This window comes from Agarivorans aestuarii, from assembly GCF_019670125.1.
Classification (GTDB): Bacteria; Pseudomonadota; Gammaproteobacteria; order Enterobacterales; family Celerinatantimonadaceae; genus Agarivorans; species Agarivorans aestuarii.
Genome location: NZ_AP023033.1, coordinates 730,296 through 755,940 on the forward strand (window position 1 = coordinate 730,296; position 25,645 = coordinate 755,940).

24 protein-coding genes are annotated in these 25,645 nt (G+C 45.6%); 15 read left to right on the forward strand and 9 right to left on the reverse strand.

Translation table 11 applies throughout. The features are described from left to right. Window positions 1-2 precede the first annotated feature (2 nt). The 14 genes from K5609_RS21815 (at window position 3) to tldD (ending at window position 17,431) form a co-directional block, all read left to right on the forward strand. Window positions 3-464, forward strand: a complete 462-nt coding sequence (locus tag K5609_RS21815; protein ID WP_221075961.1) for a prepilin-type N-terminal cleavage/methylation domain-containing protein — start codon at window positions 3-5, stop codon at window positions 462-464. A gap of 49 nt (window positions 465-513) precedes the next feature. Further along, a complete protein-coding gene (locus K5609_RS03425; protein ID WP_221075962.1) occupies window positions 514-990 on the forward strand; it encodes a type II secretion system protein in 477 nt (158 codons plus the stop codon). Next, on the forward strand, window positions 977-1,504 hold the full coding sequence (locus K5609_RS03430; protein ID WP_221075963.1) for a type IV pilus modification PilV family protein: 528 nt from the start codon (window positions 977-979) through the stop codon (window positions 1,502-1,504). The genes K5609_RS03425 and K5609_RS03430 overlap by 14 nt, the downstream gene beginning before the upstream one ends. Next, complete coding sequence (locus K5609_RS03435) at window positions 1,504-2,316, forward strand: PulJ/GspJ family protein (RefSeq protein ID WP_221075964.1); 813 nt, start codon at window positions 1,504-1,506, stop codon at window positions 2,314-2,316. The genes K5609_RS03430 and K5609_RS03435 overlap by 1 nt, the downstream gene beginning before the upstream one ends. Next, on the forward strand, window positions 2,288-2,752 hold the full coding sequence (locus K5609_RS03440) for a hypothetical protein (RefSeq protein WP_221075965.1): 465 nt from the start codon (window positions 2,288-2,290) through the stop codon (window positions 2,750-2,752). The genes K5609_RS03435 and K5609_RS03440 overlap by 29 nt, the downstream gene beginning before the upstream one ends. Next, window positions 2,749-6,621 (forward strand): DUF6701 domain-containing protein, encoded by a 3,873-nt coding sequence (locus tag K5609_RS03445; RefSeq protein WP_221075966.1) that lies wholly within the window; start codon window positions 2,749-2,751, stop codon window positions 6,619-6,621. The genes K5609_RS03440 and K5609_RS03445 overlap by 4 nt, the downstream gene beginning before the upstream one ends. 178 nt (window positions 6,622-6,799) lie before the next feature. Further along, on the forward strand, window positions 6,800-7,843 hold the full coding sequence (locus tag K5609_RS03450; RefSeq protein WP_016400728.1) for a rod shape-determining protein: 1,044 nt from the start codon (window positions 6,800-6,802) through the stop codon (window positions 7,841-7,843). Window positions 7,844-7,926: 83 nt separating this feature from the next. Beyond that, window positions 7,927-8,742: a rod shape-determining protein MreC gene (gene mreC / locus K5609_RS03455; protein WP_221075967.1), complete on the forward strand. Its 816-nt coding sequence runs from the start codon at window positions 7,927-7,929 to the stop codon at window positions 8,740-8,742. 24 nt (window positions 8,743-8,766) lie between these two features. Then, on the forward strand, window positions 8,767-9,252 hold the full coding sequence (mreD, locus tag K5609_RS03460) for a rod shape-determining protein MreD (RefSeq protein ID WP_221075968.1): 486 nt from the start codon (window positions 8,767-8,769) through the stop codon (window positions 9,250-9,252). Further along, entirely contained in the window at window positions 9,249-9,827 is a 579-nt protein-coding gene (locus K5609_RS03465) for a Maf family protein (RefSeq protein ID WP_221075969.1), read from the forward strand. Before mreD ends, K5609_RS03465 begins: the two co-directional genes overlap by 4 nt. Window positions 9,828-9,833: 6 nt before the next feature. Next, complete coding sequence (gene rng, locus K5609_RS03470) at window positions 9,834-11,303, forward strand: ribonuclease G (RefSeq protein ID WP_221075970.1); 1,470 nt, start codon at window positions 9,834-9,836, stop codon at window positions 11,301-11,303. 4 nt (window positions 11,304-11,307) lie between these two features. Continuing rightward, entirely contained in the window at window positions 11,308-15,159 is a 3,852-nt protein-coding gene (locus K5609_RS03475) for a YhdP family protein (RefSeq protein WP_221075971.1), read from the forward strand. After that, window positions 15,156-15,980 carry a carbon-nitrogen hydrolase family protein gene (locus tag K5609_RS03480; RefSeq protein ID WP_246611938.1) on the forward strand — a complete coding sequence of 275 codons (825 nt, stop codon included), beginning with the start codon at window positions 15,156-15,158 and terminating at the stop codon, window positions 15,978-15,980. The genes K5609_RS03475 and K5609_RS03480 overlap by 4 nt, the downstream gene beginning before the upstream one ends. 5 nt (window positions 15,981-15,985) lie before the next feature. Further along, on the forward strand, window positions 15,986-17,431 hold the full coding sequence (gene tldD / locus K5609_RS03485) for a metalloprotease TldD (protein WP_221075972.1): 1,446 nt from the start codon (window positions 15,986-15,988) through the stop codon (window positions 17,429-17,431). Between the two features lie 66 nt (window positions 17,432-17,497). On the opposite strand, the gene yjgA is transcribed toward tldD, so the two are convergent. Continuing rightward, a complete protein-coding gene (yjgA, locus tag K5609_RS03490; protein WP_221075973.1) occupies window positions 17,498-18,004 on the reverse strand; it encodes a ribosome biogenesis factor YjgA in 507 nt (168 codons plus the stop codon). Window positions 18,005-18,108: 104 nt separating this feature from the next. On the opposite strand from yjgA, the gene pmbA reads away from it, so the two are divergent. Further along, window positions 18,109-19,446: a metalloprotease PmbA gene (pmbA, locus tag K5609_RS03495; RefSeq protein WP_221075974.1), complete on the forward strand. Its 1,338-nt coding sequence runs from the start codon at window positions 18,109-18,111 to the stop codon at window positions 19,444-19,446. An 81-nt stretch (window positions 19,447-19,527) separates the two neighbouring features. Here pmbA and mgtE read toward each other — a convergent pair whose 3' ends face one another. The 8 genes from mgtE to lptA all read right to left on the reverse strand — a co-directional run bounded on the left by mgtE (window position 19,528) and on the right by lptA (window position 25,620). Beyond that, a complete protein-coding gene (gene mgtE / locus K5609_RS03500) occupies window positions 19,528-20,889 on the reverse strand; it encodes a magnesium transporter (RefSeq protein ID WP_221075975.1) in 1,362 nt (453 codons plus the stop codon). Window positions 20,890-20,958: 69 nt separating this feature from the next. Continuing rightward, the gene (locus K5609_RS03505) at window positions 20,959-21,228 is read right to left on the reverse strand and encodes an HPr family phosphocarrier protein (RefSeq protein WP_221075976.1); all 270 of its coding nucleotides are present in this window, start codon (window positions 21,226-21,228) and stop codon (window positions 20,959-20,961) included. After that, the gene (gene rapZ / locus K5609_RS03510) at window positions 21,215-22,072 is read right to left on the reverse strand and encodes an RNase adapter RapZ (RefSeq protein WP_221075977.1); all 858 of its coding nucleotides are present in this window, start codon (window positions 22,070-22,072) and stop codon (window positions 21,215-21,217) included. Before rapZ ends, K5609_RS03505 begins: the two co-directional genes overlap by 14 nt. Before the next feature lie 26 nt (window positions 22,073-22,098). Next, window positions 22,099-22,542, reverse strand: a complete 444-nt coding sequence (gene ptsN, locus K5609_RS03515; RefSeq protein WP_221075978.1) for a PTS IIA-like nitrogen regulatory protein PtsN — start codon at window positions 22,540-22,542, stop codon at window positions 22,099-22,101. Between the two features lie 8 nt (window positions 22,543-22,550). After that, complete coding sequence (hpf, locus tag K5609_RS03520) at window positions 22,551-22,838, reverse strand: ribosome hibernation promoting factor (RefSeq protein ID WP_221075979.1); 288 nt, start codon at window positions 22,836-22,838, stop codon at window positions 22,551-22,553. A 24-nt stretch (window positions 22,839-22,862) separates the two neighbouring features. After that, window positions 22,863-24,362 carry an RNA polymerase factor sigma-54 gene (locus tag K5609_RS03525; RefSeq protein WP_221075980.1) on the reverse strand — a complete coding sequence of 500 codons (1,500 nt, stop codon included), beginning with the start codon at window positions 24,360-24,362 and terminating at the stop codon, window positions 22,863-22,865. Between the two features lie 53 nt (window positions 24,363-24,415). Next, on the reverse strand, window positions 24,416-25,141 hold the full coding sequence (gene lptB / locus K5609_RS03530; protein WP_221075981.1) for an LPS export ABC transporter ATP-binding protein: 726 nt from the start codon (window positions 25,139-25,141) through the stop codon (window positions 24,416-24,418). Further along, window positions 25,141-25,620, reverse strand: a complete 480-nt coding sequence (gene lptA / locus K5609_RS03535; RefSeq protein ID WP_221075982.1) for a lipopolysaccharide transport periplasmic protein LptA — start codon at window positions 25,618-25,620, stop codon at window positions 25,141-25,143. Before lptA ends, lptB begins: the two co-directional genes overlap by 1 nt. Window positions 25,621-25,645: the final 25 nt, after the last annotated feature.

Sequence of the window (25,645 nt, forward strand, 5' to 3'; positions counted from 1 at the left end):
AAATGAAGGCAATTAAACAGCAAGGCTTTACGCTAATCGAATTGGTGATTGTGATTATCATCTTAGGTATTTTAGCAGTGACTGCCGCACCTAAGTTTTTGAACTTACAAACTGATGCGCGAGTTTCAACCTTAAGTGGTTTAGAGGCTGCGCTGAAAGGTGGAGCTAACTTAGTTTATAGTAAATCTGCGATTGCAGGCGTTGAGCGTGTAGATTCTAGTTCAGTTTCAGACTCTGGAAATACTATCAATACAGCATTTGGCTATCCTGAAGCAAATGCAGACTATCAATTTTGGGTAGACGCTAATACTGGCGATTGGAGCGCTGATACTGCCGCTGATGGTGTAATCACTTTCCGCCCAAGCTCTGTTGCCTCAGATGCTAACTGTACCGTTGTTTACACTGAAGCAGCTGATGCAAATACTCCTGCTACGTCAGTTGTTGGCTTAACCGACGGTTGTTAATCGCTTATAGGGCTAGCTTCGGCTAGCCTTATATTTGCTGATGTAGAAATTGGAACTTCCACGAATACCTCACACTAAAACCTCCGGCTTTACCATTATTGAGCTGGTGATTACGCTCATCTTAATTGGCATTCTTGCGATCACCGTACTACCTAAGTTCTTTCGCGGTGGCTTTGCTGAAATTAGCCTGCGCGAACAATTGTTAAGCCGTTTGCATTTAGTGCAAACTCAAGCCATGAACCATTATCAAGACTGCTTCTTTCTGCAAGTAAATACTGATAACTATTTCTCTGGCGAGTTGTCTACCGATGGTAGCTGCGCCAATACATCTCCTCCTTTGGAAGCTGTTTCTTATTCTAGCGATTTGTTGGTCAGCCAAGGAACCATTCGTTTTGATGGCATGGGGCGAGTAAGGCTTGCCGATTCAAGCTTATGTAATCAGTTCCCTTGTGTAATTAGTGTCGAAAGCGATGATATTCATACTATTATTATTGAATCAGAGGGCTATATCCATGCGCCCTTATAAGCTTCCGTCTGCTAATGGTTTCACTCTCATCGAGTTAATTGTAGGCATTGTTGTGTTGGCTATATCGCTGATGGTAATTACCTCTTTTTTAGCACCACAAGCGCTCAAAAGTGTTGATCCCATTTACGAAGTGCGCTCGGCTGAGCTGGGTTCAAGTTTAATGAATGAAATCCTCGGTAAATCCTTTGATGAAAACTCTGATCATACCGGCGGAGGGCTGTGGCGTTGTGGTGACACTGGGCAGTTAAGCTGCACGGCAGCCAGTGATTATGGTCCCGAAGGAGAAGACCGCGGACAATACAATGATGTAGATGACTATCACACCAACGGCAACTTCATTACTATTGATGACAGTTTAGGTGTTGATTTATCAAATGTTTATCGTAATTTTTCTTACCGAGTTAATGTGGACAGTAGTGAGCATGGCATCAATGCTGCCAAACGTATCGACGTAATAATAAGAGCGCCTAATGGCATCGATTACGCCTTTAGCGCTTTTAGATGGAATTACTAATGCGCCGCGTGCAAGGTTTTACCTTAATTGAGCTGGTTATTACCATGGTATTGTTGGCAATTTTAGCCATTGCTACTAGTGATTTTTTACGCACTGGTAGTTTGATATACCGCCAAGGCGCAGACCGCCAAGTATTGCTGGGGGAAGCGCGCTTTGCCATCGAGCGTTTAAATCGCGAGCTACACAACAGCTTGCCAAACAGCGCTATGCTTGGCCAAAATAGTGCTGGCGAAGCTAATCATTGTTTAACCTTTGTGCCTACCTTTTCTAGTCATACCTATATTGATTTACCGATTACACCTAGCAGTGCGGCTTCTGGCTCTGTCGTTACTTCACTCAACCAACCTGCTGTTACAGCGGCTGGCAATGCTTGGCTAGGTGTTTATGTATTAAACAGTGATGAAGTGCTAAATGCCAATGGCGCCTTATTAGATGCCAATTGTACCGCAGCCACTGGCAAGGTGTTTTGTTTAAGTAGTATTACAGCTGATGCTAGTTCTGGTGTTAGCACTATTGAATTTTCTGGTTCGATTAGTGTGAACACGGACTCACCGGCTCAGCGAGCATTTATATTGGATGAACCGATCCGTTATTGTGTGGAAGGTAGTAAGCTGTTGCGTTTTCAGCCGGCGGATAGTGGTAGTGGAGTATTAATGGCGAGTAAGCTTGAAGCCAATAGTGCTATTCAGCCATTCCAAGTGTCGCCTGCCAGTTTAACTCGAAATGGTTTGGTGAACCTTCGCTTGCGCTTTGTTGAGAATAGAGAAGTAGTGGAATTTAATCATGACATCGTTGTTCTTAATCAGCCCTAAGATAAAGGCTTACCAAGCACTTCCTGCCCGCCAAGGTGGTAGTGCCTTAGTGGTGGCTATTTTTGTTATTGTGGTCATGGCTCTAATCAGCGTGGGTTTAACCGCGATGATTCAAGATACCTCACGCAATGCCGCATGGGATGTTCTAGGAACACGTGCTGAGCTAGCTGCTTATTCTGGTTTAGAGCAAGCATTGTCAGAACTATTCCCGCTAAACGTACCTGCCACAACTTTAGGCCAATGTAGCAATGTGACTTCAGCACCAATTCTTAGTGGCCAAGGCCTATCGTCATGCGACGTTAGCGTGACTTGTCAGCAAAAAGACATCACAGAGTTGAGTGCGCGCTTTTTTGATCTTCAAGCAACTGGCCAATGTGGTACTGGAGAAGTATTGGTGCAACGTAGCCAAAGCATTCAAGCAAGGAGTGGCTTATGAAGTTGTGGTCATTATTTGCGAGTTGTTTAAGCATAAGCTTTCTGCTGGGAGGTCAACCTGTTCAAGCGGTTGAGTGCCAAGAAGTGTTTTCTAGCCCTGTTGCATCCTCACAAAATAACCGACGTGTAGAAATAAACTGGCAAGCACGCGTATATGGTACTCAAAATGGGCAGCTTAATGTTAGTCAAGTTGACAAGGTTGAACCTTCGGACGGTAATACTTGTCCCGATGAAAATACAGATTGTGCAGCAAGCGGGGTTTTAGCGAGCTCTGGTAATAACGTAACTATTGAAAAGTTAAACAATGGGGATTCAGTAAACGTTGGGTATCAGCAAAGCATAGTGTTAGGAAGTGGTAGCTACAATACTGATAATTTTGCCGACATTATTGGAGGTACTCAAAGTTCCATAACTTTTTCATCTACTCGCAATGAGTACTTTATTGAAAATATAGATCTTGGTTACCAAAGTACCTTAAGTCTTCCACCAGGTACTTACTGGGTTGATGGCTCTTTTTCAATGGGGACTGAAGCAACACTTCATGTACTAGGTGGTAGTGGAACAGTAAAGATTTTTGTTAAGGGTGATGTAAATTTTTATTACCAAACTGAAGTTAATTTAGGTGGTGATCCTTTGCGCCTGGCGATTTATTCTCGAGACGGTATTAACTTATCTAATGAGACAAAATCTGCATTTATGGGTTATGCCAGAAGGAATGTAACTCTAGGGTATCGTGCTGAAATTGACGGTGCATTGTTCACTCAACAGCGGGATGTGATTTTAGCTAACGAAGTTCAAGTTCGTGGAATTAATAATGCTGGAGAAGTCGACTTTGCGCCTTTGTGTGATGGCTCTGTAGTAGAACCTCTACTGTTACAATTTGGTAATTCAGGTGCAGGTCAAAACGGTGGAACAGTCACCTTTGATCAAGCGTATCAGTCTAAACCTTTAGTTTTTCTAATGACGCCAATGGATGCCAGTGACCCAAATAATGATGGTCCAGTGGCGGCGATTTTAACCAGTGTTATTCAAAGCAACGGAGAGTGGACGGGTTTTACCTGGGCTCGGCAAGAACCTCCAGGCAATACAACTGCCTCAAAAAATATTCAAGCGGTTGATTGGATTGCAGTGAATGAAGGTGAACATTTTCTGGAAGACGGTACCGAGTTAAGAGCGGGCACCATTGATACTAATGAAGCCTTCCCCTTCCCAGATAGAAATTACTTCAATGTTGATATGCCGAACTATCTCACAGTAGTTTTGCATCAAAAGCAATCGCGCAACAATAACTGTTGGCTGACCTCAAACTCAGAATATAACAACAACGGCATTCGCTTAGCGATCGATAGCAGCGAGGTCTATGATACTAATTTCTTTGGCTCTTCGCGTTACTGTGTCTCGGATAATGATTCAATCTTTTATACCGATATACAAAATGAAACAGTAGCCTACCTTGCCACTGAAGCAACTGTGGGGGAGATTACAGTAGACAATCAGGTGGTTAATTATCAGTTTGGCAACTCTGTTACTCATGGCAGTGGCGGTAGTACTATCTCACCAGCGGCTACTTGTAACTACACCACCAGTTATCAAACTAACCTGTTTTCTGTGCCACCTATTTTAGTTGGCAGCAAAAATGAGCGTCGTGGTAATAATGGTGGTTGGTTAAGGCGATGTCAGCACAATGCCGCTAATTTTTCGATGATCACTGAAGAGGACCAGTATTTAGATAGTGAGCGATATCACCTTGCGGAAGAGTACAGTTATATGGCGTTTGCCACTAACTCTTCGGTGCAGGAGCCCGGCCTTAATATCTTTGCTGATAGTACCGGACTTACCTGTGATATCCATGAGGTGACTATCCAAGCGACGCTAGATGGGCAAATTGACCAGAACTTTCAAGGAACGGTTGGGCTGAGTACTTCAACTAATCGTGGTACGTGGTCGCAAGGTGATGGTCAAGGCAGCTTACAAGCTGGAGCTGACAACGGCCAAGCCAGCTATAGCTTTGTACCTAATGATTTAGGTGAAGTAACATTGGGCTTACTACATCCCTTAGAAGGCGCAGTAACACTTACTGTAGCCGATGGCGGAATTAGTGCCACTACTGTTGTGACCTTTAATGCCTATGGGTTTAAAGACGAGCTAATTGGAACCTGGGGAGAGAATCCTCATAAAGCCAATACTGATTTTACGCTTAAGCTTACCGCAGTGGGGAAAGACCCCGATGGTGGTGTTGGCTGCAGTCAAATTGGTAATTACGAAGGTACCAAAGATTTGAGCTTTTGGACTGATTATACCCAGCCCACTTCAGGAACGCGGCAACTGGCAGTGCAAGACCAAGATAGCAATCAATTTGTAGATGTAGGCACTAGCCAAGGTGCCAATACCAAAATCAAAACAGTATTTGCTGGTGGTGAGGCACAGCTTAACTTGCGCTATCCCGATGTAGGCCGTTTGGGAATTAACTTTTGGGATGAAGATGGCTCGGAAATTGATGGCTCAACCGTAACCTTGTTGGGAAGCACGACCGCGGAGTTAATACCCGCGGGTTTCCAATGGCAAGACATAAAAAATCAAGAAGATGAAACCAGAGTCAATCCTGCAACTTACTTCACTAAAGCAGGTGACCCTTTTGTTTCATCGTTGATTGCGGTTATCGACAACTGCGATATCAGTACTCAAGGGCAAGACTGCAATGCGGCTAACTTTGTTGCAGATCCTGCTTACTTGGAGCAGGAAGCTAGCTTAGAAAGCCCTTCAAATGGAGAGCTAGGAACGCTTAGCGATGGAACGATTGATAGTCAATCGGCAGGAGTGGCGCTAATTATCGACACCAACTATTCAGAAGTGGGCGGTATTAATTATACAGGTTGGGTATCTGAGTACTTAGGTTATGTCTTGGAAGATTATGCAGTAGGAAAAGCCAGTGATGTGGTTGGCAGTTTTTATCCACATCATTTCGAATTAACGGTGGCGAGCATTCAAGCTGCCTGTTTACTTGGCGACTTTACTTACATTGGCCAGCAAGAGCAGCTAATTAGTTGGACCCTTGTAGCTGAGAATGCATTTGGTACTACAACTCAAAATTATTCCGAGGGCAAATTCCAGGTAACGAATGTAGGCCGAAACCCCGGTGATGATTGGAGTTTTGTTAGCAGCTCTGCGGAGGCGGATTTTGATGATGGCTTTATGATAGAAGAGTCTACCAGTACATGGGCTGATGGCGTGTTTACCCAAACTGATTTACTTTCTGGCGTTGAAAAGCCAGTAACGGCGCAAGCTCCGGTAGTAGACGGTGCTATTAGCTTATTTTATCAACATAGCGATGCGGGTATTCAATCTACCGATGGCACTTATGTGTGTGTGGGAGATGATGATACTGCATATAGCTGTGTATTAGGTACTGCTCCAGAATTGCGCCATGGTCGCATTAAGCTTAATAACGGCTTTGGCTCAGAGCTTCAAGCTATAGCAGTTAATGGCGAATTGCAGTATTACGATGGCAGTCAGTACATCCGAAATGCTGATGACGTGTGCAGTAATCTCAATCTTCCTAGCTTAGAGTTTTTACCTAAAGTTGATTCCGACACAGCCCAAGTTGGTGGAGGCAGTTCTGATGTTTCACTTCGTTCTCCAGGCATCGCTGAGCAAGGCATAATTTGGGTCGATTTTACTGCTCCGGGTGACAGCAATACTGGGCAAGTGGACTATTGGTTTAATTTAGACAGTAACCTTAATTGGTTACGTGAAGATTGGAATGGCAATGGTAGCTTTGAAAGTGCAGATGATGCTATCGGAAGTGGTCAAGTAACTTTTGGCGTATTTCGTCAAAGCGATCGGGTTATTGATCGTAGGATGCGTTATTAGTCGTTGATTGGTTGAAAAATATGCAATCTAAACCGAGGATTTTACGAAAGGCAGGTGATAGCCTTCACTATCCTTGGCATCTCTCTAGAGTATGCTTGCTAGTCGCGGTTTGCATTGGTAAAGTGAGCCAAGTTTTAATCGCTTATCATCGACACTATTTCTCAGGATTCGCCCAGCTATGTTTAAAAAGCTCCGAGGCTTGTTTTCTAACGATTTGTCAATCGACTTAGGAACAGCCAATACACTTATTTATGTAAAAGATCAGGGGATCGTTCTTAACGAGCCTTCAGTAGTGGCGATTCGCCAAGAGCGCGCTGGTAGTCCCAAAAGTGTCGCTGCGGTAGGTCATGCCGCTAAGCAAATGCTAGGTCGTACTCCTGGTAACATTTTGGCGATTCGTCCAATGAAAGACGGCGTAATTGCTGACTTCTATGTAACCGAAAAAATGCTGCAGCACTTTATTAAGCAAGTTCACGATAATAACTTCTTGCGCCCAAGCCCTCGGGTACTGGTTTGTGTTCCTTGTGGCTCTACCCAAGTTGAGCGCCGTGCAATTCGTGAATCGGCGATGGGAGCTGGAGCACGTGAGGTTTACCTAATTGATGAGCCAATGGCTGCGGCAATTGGTGCGGGCTTACCAGTATCAGAAGCTACCGGTTCTATGGTGGTCGATATTGGTGGTGGTACTACCGAAGTTGCGATTATCTCGCTAAACGGTGTTGTTTACTCTTCTTCAGTACGTATTGGTGGCGACAAGTTTGACGATGCCATTATCAACTACGTGCGCCGTAACTACGGCAGCTTAATTGGTGAAGCAACTGCCGAGCGCATCAAGCATGTTATTGGTTCTGCTTATCCTGGCGATGAAGTTCGTGAAATTGAAGTGCGTGGTCGCAACCTTGCTGAAGGCGTGCCAAGAAGCTTTACTTTAAACAGCAACGAAATTCTAGAAGCCTTACAAGAGCCGCTTTCAGGTATTGTGAGTGCAGTTATGGTCGCGCTTGAGCAAAGTCCTCCAGAGCTAGCGTCTGATATTTCAGAGCGCGGCATGGTATTGACTGGCGGTGGCGCCTTGGTTCGCGATTTAGATCGCTTACTAATGGAAGAAACCGGTATACCTGTAGTGGTTGCTGATGACCCTCTAACGTGTGTGGCACGAGGTGGCGGTAAAGCCATTGAAATGATCGACATGCACGGCGGTGACTTGTTCCATTACGAATAAGCTACACCTAACGAAGAACACGCCTTGTGTTCTTCGTTTTATTTAACTTTGTTCCAAACAGACAACTACTTAGGTAACGACCGATGAAACCTATCTTCGGCCCAGGTCCATCTTTAGAGCTTCGCCTTGTGCTCGCTATTTTGTTGTCCATTTCTTTTATTTTCATCGACAGTAAACTGATTGCCTTTAAGCAAGTGCGAGTGTATTTGCATTCTGCTGTAAGCCCCATGCAATACATAGCCAATATGCCGGGTCAACTTATGGACTCGATGTCCAATCAAGTGATTACGCGTGAACAGCTGAAAAAGCAAAATAGTAGCTTGCGAGAGCAGCTCCTGCTTAATCGTGCTGATCAGTTGTTAATGGAAAGCCTAGCCAAAGAAAATACCCGTTTACGTGCCTTATTGGGCTCTCCTGTGCGCAACGATAGCCGCAAGCTAGTGGCCGAAATTATGGCCGTAGATTCGGACCCATTTTCGCATCAAGTGGTTATTGATAAAGGTAAACTAGATGGGGTGTTTGAAGGGCAACCTGTCATCAACGATATTGGTGTGATTGGCCAAGTATTGCATGTAGGCACAACCACTAGTCGGGTATTGCTTATCACTGATGCGAGCCATGGTATACCGGTGCGTATCGCGCGAAATGATATTCGCGCAGTGGCTACCGGCACCGGTGAGCTAAACCGCTTGCAACTTCCGCACATTCCGAGAAGTACCGATATTGGTGAAGGTGATGTGTTAGTGACTTCTGGTTTAGGCGGAGTATTTCCTGAAGGCTACCCGGTAGCGGTAGTTAATCGTTTTGATTATCAGGAAGGCAAACCCTATGCCGACGTAATGGCTACGCCAGTGGTTGAGTTAGATCGCTTGCGTTATTTATTGTTAATTTGGCCTTAAATATTGGCTTGGTAAAGGCACAGCATGATTGAAAAAATTAATGGCCGCGGCGCCATTATTGGCAGTTTATTCATAGCACTGATATTGGCAATTATTCCTTTGCCCTTGATTGCCGACGCCTTTCGCCCAGATTGGGTATTGGTGTGTGTATTTTATTGGACGATAGCCTTGCCTCATCGCACTAATGTGGGCATTGCCTTTGTTGTTGGCTTTATTCTTGACCTCCTGCTCGGTTCAACTTTAGGCGTTCGGGCCTTAGCGATGTCTATAGTGGCCTATATTGCTGCCACTAACTTTACTCGCTTACGTAATTTTTCGGTTTGGCAGCAAGCCTTGGTGGTGGGTGGCTTAACCGGCTTGGCAAAGGTTGTTGTTTTTTGGGCAGAATACCTGGTTCAAGATATTCAGTTGCCTTCTGGATACTTTTATCCGGTTATTACCACTACCGTTGCTTGGCCTTGGATATTTTTACTGTTGCGCAAGCTGCGCCGCCAGTGGAAGATATCATGAAGCAATCCTGCCCTTTAATCCTCGCTTCTGCCTCGCCAAGACGACAGGAACTGCTTGGCCAGTTAGGCTGGATTTTTACTTCTCAAGCCGCGGATATTGACGAATCGCCAAAACAGAAGGAAGCAGCTGCAGACCTAGTGTGTCGCTTAGCAGAAGAGAAAGCGGCGGCTATATATAGCTTGTATCAAGGGAAGTCGCTTGCAGTACTGGGCTCGGATACTATTGTGGTCTGTGAAGGCAAAGTGCTAGGGAAACCCCAAGACGCTACCGACAGCAAAGCGATGTTAGGTTTATTAAGTGCTAAGCAACATCAAGTAATGACGGCTATTTGCTTATATTATCAAGGGCGAGCACATACTCAGCTAGTCACTACTGAGGTGTACTTTTGTCAGGTTACGGAAAGCCAAATGGTCGAGTATTGGGCCAGTGGTGAGCCGGCGGACAAGGCCGGTAGTTATGCCATTCAAGGTCTTGGCGGTCGGTTTGTCGAACGTATTGAAGGTAGTTATAGTTCGGTGGTTGGTCTGCCATTGGTAGAGACCGACCGTTTACTCCATTTACATTTAACTCGCTAGGTTACTATGTCAGCAGAATTATTGATCAACGTTACCCCAACCGAGACTCGTGTAGCTTTAGTGGATAGCGGGATCTTGCAAGAAACCCACGTAGAGCGTGATGCGCGGCGCGGCATTGTTGGTAACATGTACAAGGGCCGAGTTAGTCGGGTATTACCGGGTATGCAGGCGGCTTTTGTTGATATCGGTTTGGAAAAAGCGGCATTTTTGCATGCCTCCGATATTGTTCCCCATACTGAATGTGTAGATGTGACTGAGCAAGAACACTTTCAAGCGGGAAATATCGCCGAGCTAGTGAGACAAGGCCAAGACATTATGGTGCAGGTGGTTAAAGACCCACTGGGCACCAAAGGTGCACGTTTAACTACCGACATTACTTTGCCTTCGCGCTACTTGGTATTTATGCCTGGCAGCAGCCACGTTGGGGTATCACAACGTATAGAAAGTGAAGAAGAACGAGAGCGCTTAAAAGAGATTTGTGGCGATTTTGTTGATGAACTAGGCGGCTTTATTATTCGCACAGCCGCTGAAGGTATTGGCGCTGATGAGCTTGAACAAGATGCGGCGTTTTTAAAACGCGTCTGGCGTAAAGTGTTGCAACGTAAAGAGAGCTCGCCAAGTAAAAGCAAATTGTATGCTGAGCTGAATTTAGCGCTGCGAATCATTCGTGATTTTGTGGGGACTCACTTAGACCGGATTCGGGTCGATTCACGGGAAACTTACGAGCAATTGGTTTCTTTTAGTGCTGAGTTTGTGCCCGAATTTACCGAAATCCTCGAGTATTACGCTGGCGACAGACCAATCTTTGATTTGTTTGACGTAGAGAATGAGATTCAACGTGCATTAAAACGACGTGTGGACCTTAAGTCGGGCGGTTATCTGATTATCGATCAGACCGAAGCGATGACCACCATCGATATCAATACCGGTGCTTTTGTTGGCCACCGAAATCTAGAAGAAACGATTTTTAATACCAATATCGAAGCAACTCAATCAATTGCCCGACAGCTACGTTTGCGCAACTTGGGTGGCATTGTGATTATTGATTTTATTGATATGACTGACTCTGAACATCAGCGCCGCGTACTGCATAGTTTAGAACTAGCTTTAGCCAAAGACAGAGCAAAAACTAACATTAGTGGCTTCTCTCAGTTAGGTTTAGTAGAGATGACGCGTAAACGTACCCGCGAAAGTATTGAACATATTCTCTGTGGTGAGTGTCCAACCTGTCGTGGTCGCGGTACGGTAAAAACAGTCGAGACAGTTTGTTACGAAGTGCTGCGTGAAATAATTCGGGTTAATCGTGCTTATGACGCCGATAATTTCATCGTATATGCGTCGACCAAAGTGGCAGAGATGCTAATGGGAGAAGAGTCTCACAGCCTGGCAGAATTAGAGGTGTTTATTGGAAAGCAAGTTAGAGTTCAAACCGAACCGATGTACAGTCAAGAGCAATTTGACGTGGTATTGATGTAGGTTTATGGCGACTCCTTTACGCCGTGGCGCCAGAAAATGCTGGTACGGCCTTGCAATAGTGTTAGTGATTATTGCCGTGTGCTTAAGTATTGCACGCGGCATTTTATCATTTGCCAGTAACTATAAAGATGACCTTGCCCAATGGTTAGTAGCAGATCAAGACGCCGAGTTACGAATTGGCCAACTCAGTGCTCGGCTGCGTAACTTTCGACCAATGTTAGTGTTTGAAGACACCGAAGTCGCGATTGGCGAAAACCGCAATACGCGCTTCAGTGTTGGGGCCTTAATGTTAGAACTTGATCTTTGGGAAACGCTTGAGCAGCGCCAAGCGGTATTCAAAGATTTGGTACTTGATGAATTCCATTTAAAACTCAGTGTTGACCCCAACAGTAGCAGGTCTTCCCGCGATTTTAGTCAAAGCTATCAAGCCATTAGTAATGTGTTTTTGGGGCAGTTGGCGCAATTTAGTTTAACCAATAGTTTAATTGAACTGAGTTTCCCAGAACATAGCATGAATTTTGATATTGCTAGTTTAGACTGGGTGAACAAGGGCGATTTGCATCAAGGCAATGGTGAAATCCTGATTGGCCAAGATTTGCAAAATGGTCAAGTAAGCTTTCGGATCGATTTAGTGGGTGACGCTGCCAAGGTTGAGGGCTTAACGGGCAAGTTATTCGCTAAGGTTGAGCACCTCAATTTACAAGCCATGCGCAGATTATTGGGTGCTTCGGCCCAGCATTTCGAGAGTGATGTAAACCTTTCGCTATGGGCAGAGTTTGGCGCGGAACAGCAACAGCGTTGGCTAAGCCAGTGGCAACCTAGCCAATTAACTTGGGGCGAACAAAACAAGCAGGTTCTGCGCATTGACAGTGGCCTTATCCAAGGCCTAAAGGTAGCCGATAAGTGGCGAATTGATAAGCTTCCTTGGCAGCTAAGTGTTAACGATCAAAGCGCCGATTTCTCGGTACAAGGTTTGGTGAGCAAACAGCATCAGGCGTGGCGCTTGGCTGAACTTGATTTAGCGACTTGGTCACCGCTGTTAGCAGTGCTCGAAAACACCGAATCGAGCATAGCTTGGTCTCAGCTACTTAAGGGCGGTCAACTAAGTCAACTGAAGCTTGAATACCAGCAAGCCACTAAGCAACTAAGTTATCAAGCAGACTTGCATGATGTGACTACTCAAGGCCAAGCCTTTCTTCCTAGTCTTACTGGTTTAAATGCGCGGGTGGTAGGCGATAAGCTGCAGGCGAATATCAATTTGCAGCAACAAGGTGGTTTTCACCTAGGAGTGCAGTTTGAGGAAACCTGGAAAATTGAAAAGCTTGATTCTGACATTGCTATTCGCTTTGCCGATCCTGGATTAAGTTTACGTAGTCACCATACTCACTTAGTGACCCCCGAGTTAGATTTTGCTGGCAAGTGGTCGTTAACTTGGCCAAAAGATGGTGCTTGGCCAGTATTGAGTTTGATGGCAAACGCCGAAATTAGAGATGCAGGCAAGGCTTATTGGTATTACCCAGAAGTAATGCCGGCCAAGGTGTTTTCTTACTTAAAAGATGCCTTGGTGGAAGGGCAGGCAAAACATAGCCAAGTGCTGTGGTATGGCCAACTCAATAATTATCCCTATGATGCGAAAAACGGCATATTCCAAGCCTTTGTTCCACTAGAGAACGCCACTTTTAAATTTGACCCCGATTGGCCAGCGCTGAAAGAATTGCAGCTAGATTTGCTGTTTCAAAACGATGGCCTATTCATGGAAAGCAACCGCGCGCGTTTGGGCGAAGTGCCCGCTCAGCGTATTAGTGCCAGTATTCCAAAGTTTCAAAGTCGTTCGGAGCTTTTCATTACCGGTGAAATCGCCGGACCCGCGGCCGGCGTACAGGACTACTTATTGCAATCGCCCATCGACGCGCTCAGTGATAGCTTAGCTCAGCTACCGCTGGGGAGTGGCGATGTTGCCGGTGAGATTTACCTTAATATCCCACTTTATGATGGAGAAGTAGAGGTAAATGGCCATGTCGACTTTAATGGTAATAGCATTGAAGTAAAACCGGCCGGGATGGATTTGAGCCAGGTAAACGGGCGGCTATATTTTCAAAACGATAAACTACGCACTAACAATCTAAGTGCGCTTTGGCGCGGCATGCCGCTGGATATTAAGTTTAATACTCAAGCCTCAGCAGATAATTACTTACTTAACTTTGATTTAGTGGGTCGTTGGCCGCTAGATGATGCGCAGCGAGCTTTTGGTATTCCGCTTAGCGAATATACTTCTGGAAGCCTTAATTGGCAGGGTGACTTAGATATTCGCTTACTACCCCAAGGGCAGTTTGATTATAAGGGCGACTTTCGCAGTGACTTGCTAGGGCTAGCCTTAACACTTCCAGAACCTATTCAAAAACGCCCAGCCGAAACCTGGCCTACCGCACTGAGTATTAGTGGTGATGGTTTAAGTGGCAAATTGCAGCTGGAATCTAACCAATTGATCTCTGCTGCTGCCCAAGTTGATTTTGTCGATGAACAGAAACAACTTAAATATGCGCTGCTTAATTTAGGGGCTGATAACGATTTATTGTGGCAGGGAGAAGGCCTGGCGATGTCTTTTGATTTCGCTCAGCTAGATCTAGAGCCCTGGCTAAAATGGTCAAAGCAACAAATCAAATTTACTCCAGAGAAGCCAAAGACAAATTACACCAACGTGAGTTTAACTGTGCCGCCTCTGATGTTTATTCGCGGTTCAGTTGATGAAGCTCAGTTACTCGGCCAACCTTTAAATAATCTCAATATTGCTTATTTACCGCGCAGTAAAACCCAGTTGCAAATTGAATCTGAACAGTTGATCGCTAGTATTGCGGTGCCTGATGCGCCAAGCATCGAAGAAGCGGTGAAGGTAAATATAGAGAAAGCTCAACTGAATGAGTTGGATTTTTCCCAACTGGGTAGCGAAGCTGAGCAAAATGAACCAGTGGGCGAGCAGCAAAGCAGTTCTTTGCTTGAGGTATTGCCGCCAATAGCTATTAGCTGTAACGACTGTCAGTTTGGTGACTATCGTATAGGCAACGTTAAACTAGACTTGCCGATAGAAAACCAAGCCATGGAGAATGGCCGTTTGTGGGTTGATTGGGGCCATAGCCAGCTTACCGCTGCCTTGTTTTGGAATAAAATCGACGCGCAAGAGCAAGCCGGGTTTGCTGGTAGCTTTGATAGCTCTAGTATGGAGCAGCTAATAGAAGATTTAGGTCGAGATAGCCCTTTGAAAGGCACGCCTGCGCGCTTTACCTTTGATGTAAGTTGGCAAGACAGTTTGCTTAAGCCGCAAATGAACAGCTTGGATGGCTCTATATCGGTGAAGACCGATAAAGGCGTAGTGACCGAAATGAGTGACAAGGGCACACGCTTGCTTACTTTAGCCAGCCTAGACACTATTCGTCGTCGCCTGCAGCTTGATTTTAGTGATGTATTTGAAAAGGGACTGCACTTCGATTCAATGAGCGGCAGCATTAATTTTGATAATGGTGTGGGTAATAATCAAGACTTTTACTTAGATGGCGTAGCTGGCGCAATGCGTGGTAAAGGTGAAGTAGATTTTCGCGATGGCCAAATTGATTATCGAGTGAGTTACTCTCCCAAAGTAACCTCCAGCTTACCAGTGCTTGCAGCCTTTTTGGTAACTCCCGCTACAGGGGTTGCGGTATTGGCCTTATCTAAGCTCTTGGAGCCGGTGGTGGAAGTGGTTACCCAAATTGACTTCGCCCTTACCGGTAACCTAGCAGAACCAGAACTTATTGAGCTTGAACGGGTGAAACAAGAAATTAAAGTACCCGATGAATTTAGAGCCAGCGAGTCGCGCCAATGAAACTAATCGCCCTACAAATGACCTCAAATGGTGTGGTCGAAGACAATCTCACTCAAGCAGCGCGTTTGCTGCAAGAGGCTAATCCGGCTGCGGGCGACTTAGTATTACTGCCCGAGAATTTTGCTTGTTATGGTGGTGGCGATAAGGCCTATATGTCTATCGCCGAGCGGTTGGGCAAGGGGCCGATTCAAACTTGGCTAAGCCAACAAGCTAAGTTATATGGCATTTACTTAGTGGCAGGCAGTGTGCCTACTCAGTCTCAGGAGCTGCACCGCTGCTACACCACTAGCTTGGCGTTCTCACCCGCTGGAGAACTGCTGCAGCATTATCACAAGCTGCACTTGTTTGATGTTGATGTGGCTGACAACGTTGGGAGCTATCGAGAATCAGACAGTTTTGTTGCTGGCGAGCAGCTGGCTTGGTTTGATATGGGCGGAATTCGCGTAGGAATGGCGATTTGTTTTGATTTACGTTTTCCTTACTTATTTCAGCTGCTGCGCCAACAGGGCTGTGATATTGTATTACTTCCTGCTGCATTTACTGCATTAACTGGGGAAGCCCACTGGCAAGCGTTACTGCAAGCCAGAGCCATAGAAAATCAACTCTATTTAGTGGCCGCCAATCAAACAGGAACACATACAAATCAACGCCAAACTTGGGGACATTCAATGATTGTTGATCCCTGGGGGCGTTGTTTAGATCTACAGCCAAGCGGAATTGTGCCAGCAAGAGCCGATTTTAATCCGCAGCTATTACAGCAAGTTAGGGACCGGATGCCCGTGCCGTTGCATGGTCAATTACAACTAGGGTGGAGAGAATAAACACTATGTCGTTTGAAAAAGTCAGTCAGTCATTACTGGTGCCGGGAGGCATCGGCGAACAAGAGCTAAGCATGGCGCTGACCGAAGTGGCAAAACACCAAATTGATTATGCAGATCTGTTCTTCCAACATAGCCGCCACGAATCGTGGGTATTGGAAGACGGTATTGTAAAAGAAGGCAGCTATAACATTGAGCAAGGTGTAGGGGTTCGCGCGATAAGCGGCGAACAAACCGGCTTTGCCTATTCCGATGTGATTAACAACAGCGCCTTGTTACAAACTTGCCAAGCGGCTCGAGGCATCAGTCCAAAGGGTGTTAATGCCCGTATTAAGCCTTTTAGTAAAGTAACAGCCGAACAGTTTTATCAAGCCGATAACCCCTTAGTTAGCTTGTCTAATCAGCAAAAAATTGCCTTGTTAGAGCGGGCTGACAAATATGCGCGCAGCTTAGATCCTGCCGTTACTCAAGTGATTGTGAGCTTAAGTGGCGTATATGAAGAAGTATTAGTTGCCGCCAGTGATGGTACCTTAGCGGCGGATATTCGCCCCTTAATTCGGTTTAACTGTAGTGTATTGGTTGAGCGTAACCAACGCCGAGAGCGAGGTTCTGCCGGTGGCGGAGGACGTCGTAATTACAGTTACTTTTTAGAAGACGTTAATGGCCGTGAGCGAGCCATGGGTTTTGTTGATGAGGCGGTTCGCCAAGCCTTGGTTAATTTGGAAGCGGTAGATGCTCCCGCAGGTTTAATGCCTGTAGTACTAGGCGCGGGATGGCCAGGCGTATTGTTGCATGAAGCAGTCGGCCATGGCTTGGAAGGTGACTTTAACCGTAAGGGCTCTTCAGCCTTTAGTGGCTGCATGGGTAAACAAGTGGCATCTAGTCTTTGTACTATTGTTGATGATGGCACCTTAGGACAGCGTCGCGGCTCTGTGAATATCGATGATGAAGGTACTCCTGGCCAATACAATGTATTGATAGAGAAGGGTATTTTGACTGGCTATATGCAAGATAAGCATAATGCCCAGTTGATGAATACTCGTTCAACCGGTAATGGTCGTCGTGAGTCTTATGCACACTTACCATTACCACGTATGACCAATACCTATATGTTGCCGGGAGAAAGTGAGCCTGAAGAGCTTATTGCTTCAGTAAAACAAGGTATTTATGCGCCTAACTTTGGCGGTGGGCAGGTAGACATTACTTCGGGTAAGTTTGTGTTTTCTGCCTCAGAGGCTTATCTAATCGAAGACGGTAAAATTACCGCCCCCATTAAAGGTGCTACTTTGATTGGTAGTGGCCCAGAAGCAATGCAACAGGTGTCTATGGTGGGTAACGACCTAGCACTTGATCAAGGCGTTGGGGTGTGTGGTAAAGAAGGCCAAAGCGTTCCGGTTGGGGTTGGCCAGCCTAGTGTTAAACTCGATGAGTTAACGGTGGGAGGCACTGCATAAACCTTATTTAGGATGGTTCATGCGCAAAACAAAAGGGGCCTAGGCCCCTTTTTTGATCTTTAAGTATTAAGCGTTTTCTTTTAAGTACTTAGCCAACTCTTGGTGAGCTTTGGCTGGTTTGTCTTGAGCCGCTTCTTTTTTTGCTTGGCGAACTAATTGACGTAATTTCTGACGTTCTAATTTAGTATTCTGCTCAAGCACTTGATTAATCGCATCGTCACCTTCGGCAACTAATAAATCACGTTGCTTTTCTAAAGCTAATTGTGCTTGAGCTTGATAAATATGCTTGTTGCGAATTTTATCTAGACCGGCGTTAATCGCTTCTTCATCCTCGGTGCGCATTACTTTGCCAATATAGTTCATATGGCGACGAGCAGCTTCACGTTTGTCTTTTAAGCGTTTAGCTAAAGCAATTGCTTCACGCAAGGTTGGGCTCATTTCGATAGTGGCTAATTGTGGGTTAGTTAAGCCTACTAAATCCGCACCAATTTTTTTCAGCCGATCTGCTTCACGTTTGATTTCAGACTTGCTGATCCAATCGTCATCATCTTCATAGGGCTGCTGATTCTTCATTTTTAACTCTCGTAGTACTTTTTTTCATATCTTACCAGTTCTTGCATATGGTCGCTCGATGAGTTTTGTTATGCTAGTGCCATGCATGGAGATGAAGAATAACAATGAGCCCTGAAAAACAAGTTAGCCAAGAGTTAAGTCAATTGAAGCAGGCGGTGGAATTCGCCTTAGAGCAAGCCAAACAATTTGGTGCTGATGAGTCTGAAGTGTCGATTTCAAAGCAAACCGGGATTTGTGTAGCAACCCGTGACCAACAGGTTGAGACTCTGGAGTTTAATCACGATGGCGCCTTAGGCATCGCAGTTTACTCAGCTAATTGTAAGGGCAGTGCTTCTACCTCTGATTTAAGCCCTGAAGCGATTAAAAACGCAGTTAAAGCCGCCTACGATATTTCTCAATATACTTCTAAGGACTCTGCGGCAGGCATCGCAGATAAAGCGCTTTTAGCTAGTGACATTCCTGATCTAGAGCTATTTCATCCTCATCCATTAGAGCCGGATTACTTTATCGATGTGGCCAAGCAGTGTGAAGACATTGCTTTGCGTAACCCACAAATCAAAGCCAGTGACGGTGCCAATATAAACAGCCATTACGGTGTAAAGGTTTATGGTAATAGTCATGGTTTTGTTGCCGGTTATCCAACTAGTCGTCACAGCATTAGTTGCATGCTAATTGCCGGTGAAAAAGAGATGCAACGTGACTATGCCTATAGCGTGGCACGTGACTTCGCCGACCTAGACAATATTGAAACCATAGCTACCAAGGCGCAGCAAAAGACTTTAGGGCGTTTAAACAGCCAGAAGATATCTACCTGTGAAGTACCGGTGGTATTTGACCAAGATGTGGCCAGTGGGCTGTTTGGTCATTTAGTCGGGGCTATTAGTGGTGGCAACTTGTACCGCCGCTCATCGTTTTTGTTAGATAGCTTAGGCAAGCAATTGTTTCCAAGTTGGTTGTCGATTTACGAAGACCCGTTTATAAAGAAAGGCCTGTCGAGCACCCCATTTGATAGTGAAGGAGTTGCACCAACCGCTAAACATATTATCGCTGATGGTAAGTTAGAGACTTATTTACTGACCAGTTATTCGGCCCGTAAGTTAGGTATGCAAAGTACCGGTCACGCAGGTGGTATCCATAATTGGAAGGTTAAGCACAGTGGAATAAGTCGCGCAGAGCTACTCAAGCAAATGGGCACTGGCTTGTTAGTGACAGAAATGATGGGACAAGGGGTAAATACAGTTACCGGTGATTACTCTCGTGGCGCAGCTGGTTACTGGGTAGAAAATGGTGAAATTGCCTTCCCGGTGCACGAAATTACCGTGGCTAGTTCCTTACAAGAGATGTTTAGCAATATTGTGGCAATTGCTGACGATTTTGATAAAGAAAGTGCGATTCAATCGGGCTCGGTGCTTATCTCATCGATGAAAGTTGCCGGCAGCTAAGGCCTTAGCTGTTCAACCTATAGCCCGAGCAAGGTCTCGGGCTAAGTTTTATACGCTCAATTTAAAATAGAGACCGAAACCTTAGGCAAGCACAAGCGTCGCCATGCCTAGGAACGAAAATAAACCCATAACGTCGGTCACTGTTGTCAGAGCCATACCGCCAGCTAGCGCGGGGTCTATCTTGAATTTCTTCATGAGTAGCGGAATGGTTACCCCAGCTAAACCCGCTAAGGACATGTTAATAAACATCGCGCCAGCGATTATCACACCTAGGGTCCAATCGCCTTTCCACAGGGTGACGACCAAGGCTATTACCGTTGCCCAAATAACCCCATTGAGCATGCCAATAGCGGCTTCTTTACCAATTAGCCAGCGCGAGTTACCTTCACCAATATGCCCTACGGCTAAGCCTCGAATCACCAACGCTAAGGTTTGATTGCCGGCAATGCCGCCCATGCTCGGTACAATGGTCATTAAAATCGCTAAAGTGGCTAATTGCTCAAGGGTCGCTTCAAACATATTGCTGATGGATGCTGCGACCAATGCCGCACACAGATTGACCGCCAGCCAAAAAGTGCGGCGTTGGGTACTTTTTACTACCGGTGCAAAGGTATCTTCATCGTCGTCCATGCCGGCCATACCCATCATGCTGTGTTCAGCATTCTCTCGAATGATATCTACTACATCATCGATGGTTATTCGCCCTAATAGTCGGCCTTGTTCATCCACTACTGGCGCAGAGATCCAGTCATGTCGCTCAAATAATGCGGCAACGTCATTTTCATCCATTGCTACATGAATGGTTTCGGCATTGCCGTCCATCACTTCGCGCACGTTTACATTAGGGTTTACCGTAAGCAGGGTAGATAAAGGAATATCGCCGAGCAGCAGGTCATCTTCATCGACGACATACAGAGCATCGGTAGCTTCGGGGAGTTCACCACGCAAGCGTAAATAGCGTAATACCACATCTATGCTTACATCAGCGCGTAAAGTAATGGTATCAGTATTCATGATACTGCCGGCAGTGTCTTCTGGGTAAGCCAGAGCGGCTTCTACCCGATGCCGGTCTTGGCCATCCATTTGCTCAAGTACTTCTTGGTAAACACTGTCGGGCAGGCTTCGCAGTACGTAAGCGATGTCGTCGGTGTCCATGCCTTCTGTTGCTGCCGCCAAGGTTTCTGGTGCCATTAACTGAAGTACTCCCTCCATCACATCTTCATTGAGCTCTTCGAGGATTTCACCTTGCTGTTCTGGATCGGTAAGTTGCCAAAGTACTTTACGCCCTGCTGGTGGACTGGATTCAAGCAATAGCGCCACGTCACAGGGAGGCATTTGATGAAGCATGCGCCTAACATGCACGAACATTCCACTCTCTAGAGCTTGATTTAGCTCCTGTAAGCGTTTGTGCTGATTAGGGTTTAACTCCATCTCTTCTGGCATAAGCGATCCCTATTATTTTGTTGGCATGTACCGCTCGCTAATTGTAGCTCGGCTTTGTTGCGTATTGATTTATTCTTCGTTGAAGTTGGCTTCCACCAAAGCTTGTACCGCATCTAATGCAGCCTCTGCGTCGGCTCCTTCCGACTCAATGGTTAAGGTGCTCCCTTGAGCGCTGGCTAATACTAGCAGGCCCATCACGCTGGCCGCAGAAGCGGTTTTCTCGCCATCAATGATGGTGAGTTCAGCGTCAAACTGTTGCGCCAGTTCAACTAACTTTGTAGCCGGGCGAGCGTGCAAGCCTAGCTTGTTCTTTACAATAACTTGTCTAGTGAGCTTCAAGGCGATGCTCCAAGGTGCGATGGCGTCGCTGAACCTTACGTTGAGAGCTAAAATGGCTAGCCAGTTGCTCAGCGACATACACCGAACGATGCTGCCCGCCAGTACAGCCAATGGCAATGGTTAAGTAGGCGCGGTTATTGGCTTCCAAATGGGGCAACCAAGATTCTAATAGTTGACTGATTTGCTCGACATATTGATTAACTAAAGGCTGCGCAGACAAATACTCTTGCACTGCTTTGTCTAAGCCAGTAAGTGGGCGCAATTCCTCTTGCCAATGGGGGTTAGGCAAAAAACGCGCATCAAACATGTAGTCGGCATCGTTAGGCACGCCATTCTTAAAGCCAAAAGACTCAAAGACCAAAATCAACTGTTGTTGCTGATCGCCGGTAACCCGCGAGCGAATCAAGCCACTTAGCTCGTGCACCGATAAACGTGAGGTATCGATGCGTAAATCTGCATTTCTAGAAATAGGCGCTAATAGCTCGGTCTCTGATTCTATAGCTTCAGCTAAGGATAAGTCGCTTCGACTAAGTGGGTGAACTCGGCGTGTTTCACTGTAACGGCGGATCAGCGCTTCGTCTTTTGCATCCAAAAAGATGCTCAGTAAGTTCACATCGGGACTGGCATCTCGAATGAGCTGCCCAACTGGAGAAAGTTCATCAGGGAGGTTACGAATATCGATACTAATAGCAACTTTGCTATAGGTCTTTGTTAAGTTATCGATGAGCGATTGCCATAGTACTACTGGCAAATTATCGACGCAGTAGTAGCCAAGATCTTCTAATACTCTTAAGGCGACGGTTTTTCCTGAACCCGAGCGCCCACTAACGATGATCAGTTCCATGATAATCCCTAAGGCTGATTAGAGTATTAGGCTACCATGATGTCGTACAATTCGTCATCACTTTGTGCGCAACGAAGTTGTTTACATACCTGCTTATCGTTAAGTTTTTCAGCTACTTGAGCAAGAGTATTAAGATGCTGCTTACATTGATCTTCGGGAACCAGTAGCGCAAAAACCAAATCTACTGGTTTATTATCAATAGCATCGAAAGAAATGGGTGGATCGCAGCGTAAGAAAACCGCAGTGGCTTGATGTTGGTTATCGATACGACCGTGAGGAATAGCGATGCCTTGGCCAATACCAGTACTGCCCATTTTTTCTCGACTTAACAAGCTTTCGAAAATGCATTGGGTGGTGGTATCAAGCTGTTTAGCAGCCAATTCGCTGACTATTTCTAGGGCGCGCTTTTTTGAAGAGCATTGAACTGCACTGAGAGTGCAGTTCAAGCTAAGTACTTTATTTAGTTGCATTGGGGTGATTAACGTTTGTTGAGTTTTTCTTTATGTTTGATGACTTGGCGGTCAAGCTTGTCAATCAGACTGTCGATGGCGGCATACATGTCAGAATGCTCAGAGGTTGCAAATAATTCGCCGCCGTTAAGGTGCAATGTTGCTTCAGCAATTTGGTTCAGTTTTTCTACGTTTAAAATGACGTGAACATTGTTAATCTGATCGAATCGTCGGGTGAGTTTGGCAAACTTGGTGTGGACATATTCTTTCAAAGACTCAGTTATTTCTACGTGGTGTCCAGTAAGGTTAATTTGCATAGATATCTTCCCCTTTTATTGGCCTTAGATAAGGCTCTTACGTTGGTTAGAAGGTGGAATTGCTAAAGACTCACGATATTTAGCAATCGTACGTCTTGCCACCTTGATCCCCTGATCTGCCAAAATATCAGCAATTTTGCTATCGCTAAGTGGTTTACTGGTATTTTCGGCAGCTACCAGTTTCTTAATTAATGCACGAATGGCTGTTGATGAGCATTCACCACCACCATCGGTAGCCACATGGCTAGAAAAGAAATATTTAAGCTCGAAGATGCCGCGAGGTGTATGCATGAATTTTTGGGTGGTTACCCGAGAAATGGTCGATTCATGCATTTCTACGGCTTCGGCAACATCGTTCAATACCATTGGTTTCATGGCTTCTTCGCCATATTCAAAAAATGCTTGTTGGTGGTGAACAATGCAGTTGGATACTTTTAGTAGGGTTTCGTTACGGCTTTCAATACTTTTAATAAACCACTTGGCTTCTTGTAAATGGCTACGGATAAACTGGGTATCGGTGGCATTAGAGGTTTTACTTAATGAAGCATAGTGAGAGTTTACCCGTAGTTTAGGCATTGCATCTGGGTTGAGTTCAACTACCCAACGGCCTTGTCGCTTGACTACCGATACATCGGGAATCACATATTGTGCTTGATTAGGCTCTACTGCATTGCCTGGGCGCGGCTCTAAGGTATGAATCAAGCGCATAACTTCGCGCAATTGATCTTCTTTAAGCTTGGTTTTACGGGCCAGTAAGCGAAAGTCACGATTGGCCAAAACATCAATGTGGTTTGATACTACATCTTTGGCTTCAACTAACCATGGGGTATCTTCGGCAAAGCGACTTAGTTGAATTAGTAGGCATTCTTGCAGGGAGCGGGCGGCAATGCCAACAGGGTCAAAGTGCTGAATGCGTTTTAGTACCGCTTCTACTTCATCTAGCTCTACGTCTAAGTCGTTATTGGCGCTTGAACGTAGGCCTTCGAGTAGTTGCTCACAATCTTGAGTGAGGTAACCTGATGCGTCGACAGCATCAATGATGGCTAAGGCAATGGCTTGGTCCACTTCACTAAATGGCGTGAGTTGCATTTGCCACAATAAGTGGTCTTGTAGTGAGTCGACAGTTTCGCCTTGAAACACCATGTCGTTGTCATCGCTCACCGCGCCGCTAGAAGAGCTAGCTGGGGCTGAACTGGCGCTGTAGATATCATCCCAAGTGGAATCAACCGGTAGGTCATCGGAGACGGTTTCTTGGTTAATGGCATCGCCAGCTTCAATTTGACTATTGTCTATATCCGCTGTGGATTCAGCTTCGGTAGATTTCTCATTGGCTGATTTCGCGTCAGTTGCGTCACCATCACTCGCGTGAGACTCATCCGCCTCAAGTAGAGGGTTACTTTCCAGAGCCTCTTGAATCTCTTGCTGCAAATCCAGCGTTGAAAGCTGGAGTAAGCGAATGGCCTGTTGTAACTGGGGGGTCATGGTTAACTGCTGACCAAGACGCAACTGCAAAGATGCTTTCATTAACTACCGCTGTTCCTTCTTCTTATTGTCTTTTTGAAAACTTACTACTTTAACTATAGCTTGAATTGCTCACCGAGATAAACTCGTTTCACATGCTCGTTTTCAAGAATTTCTTTTGGTTTTCCTGAGGCTATCAATTCGCCTTGGCTAACGATATAGGCATGCTCACAAACATCGAGAGTTTCTCTAACATTGTGGTCGGTAATGAGTACACCTAGACCGCGATCACGTAGGTGTTCAATGATCTTTTTAATATCGATAACAGAAATAGGATCTACCCCAGCGAAGGGTTCGTCAAGCAAAATAAACTTAGGCGCAGCCGCGAGCGCACGGGCAATCTCGACTCTTCGACGTTCACCGCCCGACAAGCTCATGCCGAGATTTTTACGAATATGACCAATATGAAACTCTTCTAATAGGTCATCTAGTGCACCTATCTGCTGCTCTTTATCTAAGTCTTTACGGGTTTCTAACACCGCAAGGATGTTCTTCTCAACCGATAAACGGCGGAAAATAGAGGCTTCCTGTGGAAGGTAGCCAATGCCTTTACGTGCGCGAGTGTGCATCGCTGTGCTAGATATATCATCATCGTCGATGAGAATTCGACCCTGGTCGCGTGGCACTAAACCCACCACCATATAGAAAGTGGTGGTTTTACCGGCACCATTTGGCCCCAGTAAACCGACAATTTTGCCTGTTTCTACATTTAAACTTACGTTTTTGACTACCTTGCGACCTTTGTAGGCCTTAGCTAAGTTTTCAGCAATTAGGGTACTCATTATTGCTGGTCTTCCTTGGGCGTAAGCTCTTCAAGCTGCTGAGGCTGGAAAATGGTGGTTACACGGCTATTTTCGTCACCTTGTGCCACCATTTCTTGTTTATTGATGCTGTATTTGATCATGTTACCTTTTACCAAGCTCTCTTCTTGTTTGAGTTGGGCATTGGTAGTGAGTGTTAGCGTTTGGGTTTTTAAGTCGTAACGCACTTCGTTAGCCTCTGCTTCGATTGGTTTGCCACTATCAAGTAACTGATAAAAAGTAGCAGGCTCGCCTTTGGCGATCATCACTTCACTACCTTTTTCTTCACTGCCAATAACACTCAGTTCTTCGGCATGCATTTTTATCGAACCTTGAGTAACCACTACATTATTATAAAAAGTTACTCGGTTTTCTTTGATGTTGACCTGTTGACGGTCAGCATCAACAATAATTTGTTTATTGAAGTCGTCTTCTAGTGCTTGTGAACCCCAAGAAAGCATAAACAAGCTAGCGGCAAGGGCTAAC

Coding starts and splice junctions, on each gene's coding strand:
- K5609_RS21815 (WP_221075961.1), top strand. CDS start 3: ATGAAGGCAATTAAACAGCAAGGCTTTACGCTAATCGAATTGGTGATT.
- K5609_RS03430 (WP_221075963.1), top strand. CDS start 977: ATGCGCCCTTATAAGCTTCCGTCTGCTAATGGTTTCACTCTCATCGAG.
- K5609_RS03435 (WP_221075964.1), top strand. CDS start 1,504: ATGCGCCGCGTGCAAGGTTTTACCTTAATTGAGCTGGTTATTACCATG.
- K5609_RS03440 (WP_221075965.1), top strand. CDS start 2,288: ATGACATCGTTGTTCTTAATCAGCCCTAAGATAAAGGCTTACCAAGCA.
- K5609_RS03445 (WP_221075966.1), top strand. CDS start 2,749: ATGAAGTTGTGGTCATTATTTGCGAGTTGTTTAAGCATAAGCTTTCTG.
- K5609_RS03450 (WP_016400728.1), top strand. CDS start 6,800: ATGTTTAAAAAGCTCCGAGGCTTGTTTTCTAACGATTTGTCAATCGAC.
- mreC (WP_221075967.1), top strand. CDS start 7,927: ATGAAACCTATCTTCGGCCCAGGTCCATCTTTAGAGCTTCGCCTTGTG.
- mreD (WP_221075968.1), top strand. CDS start 8,767: ATGATTGAAAAAATTAATGGCCGCGGCGCCATTATTGGCAGTTTATTC.
- K5609_RS03465 (WP_221075969.1), top strand. CDS start 9,249: ATGAAGCAATCCTGCCCTTTAATCCTCGCTTCTGCCTCGCCAAGACGA.
- rng (WP_221075970.1), top strand. CDS start 9,834: ATGTCAGCAGAATTATTGATCAACGTTACCCCAACCGAGACTCGTGTA.
- K5609_RS03475 (WP_221075971.1), top strand. CDS start 11,308: ATGGCGACTCCTTTACGCCGTGGCGCCAGAAAATGCTGGTACGGCCTT.
- K5609_RS03480 (WP_246611938.1), top strand. CDS start 15,156: ATGAAACTAATCGCCCTACAAATGACCTCAAATGGTGTGGTCGAAGAC.
- tldD (WP_221075972.1), top strand. CDS start 15,986: ATGTCGTTTGAAAAAGTCAGTCAGTCATTACTGGTGCCGGGAGGCATC.
- yjgA (WP_221075973.1), bottom strand. CDS start 18,004: ATGAAGAATCAGCAGCCCTATGAAGATGATGACGATTGGATCAGCAAG.
- pmbA (WP_221075974.1), top strand. CDS start 18,109: ATGAGCCCTGAAAAACAAGTTAGCCAAGAGTTAAGTCAATTGAAGCAG.
- mgtE (WP_221075975.1), bottom strand. CDS start 20,889: ATGCCAGAAGAGATGGAGTTAAACCCTAATCAGCACAAACGCTTACAG.
- rapZ (WP_221075977.1), bottom strand. CDS start 22,072: ATGGAACTGATCATCGTTAGTGGGCGCTCGGGTTCAGGAAAAACCGTC.
- ptsN (WP_221075978.1), bottom strand. CDS start 22,542: ATGCAACTAAATAAAGTACTTAGCTTGAACTGCACTCTCAGTGCAGTT.
- hpf (WP_221075979.1), bottom strand. CDS start 22,838: ATGCAAATTAACCTTACTGGACACCACGTAGAAATAACTGAGTCTTTG.
- K5609_RS03525 (WP_221075980.1), bottom strand. CDS start 24,362: ATGAAAGCATCTTTGCAGTTGCGTCTTGGTCAGCAGTTAACCATGACC.
- lptB (WP_221075981.1), bottom strand. CDS start 25,141: ATGAGTACCCTAATTGCTGAAAACTTAGCTAAGGCCTACAAAGGTCGC.
- lptA (WP_221075982.1), bottom strand. CDS start 25,620: ATGCTTTCTTGGGGTTCACAAGCACTAGAAGACGACTTCAATAAACAA.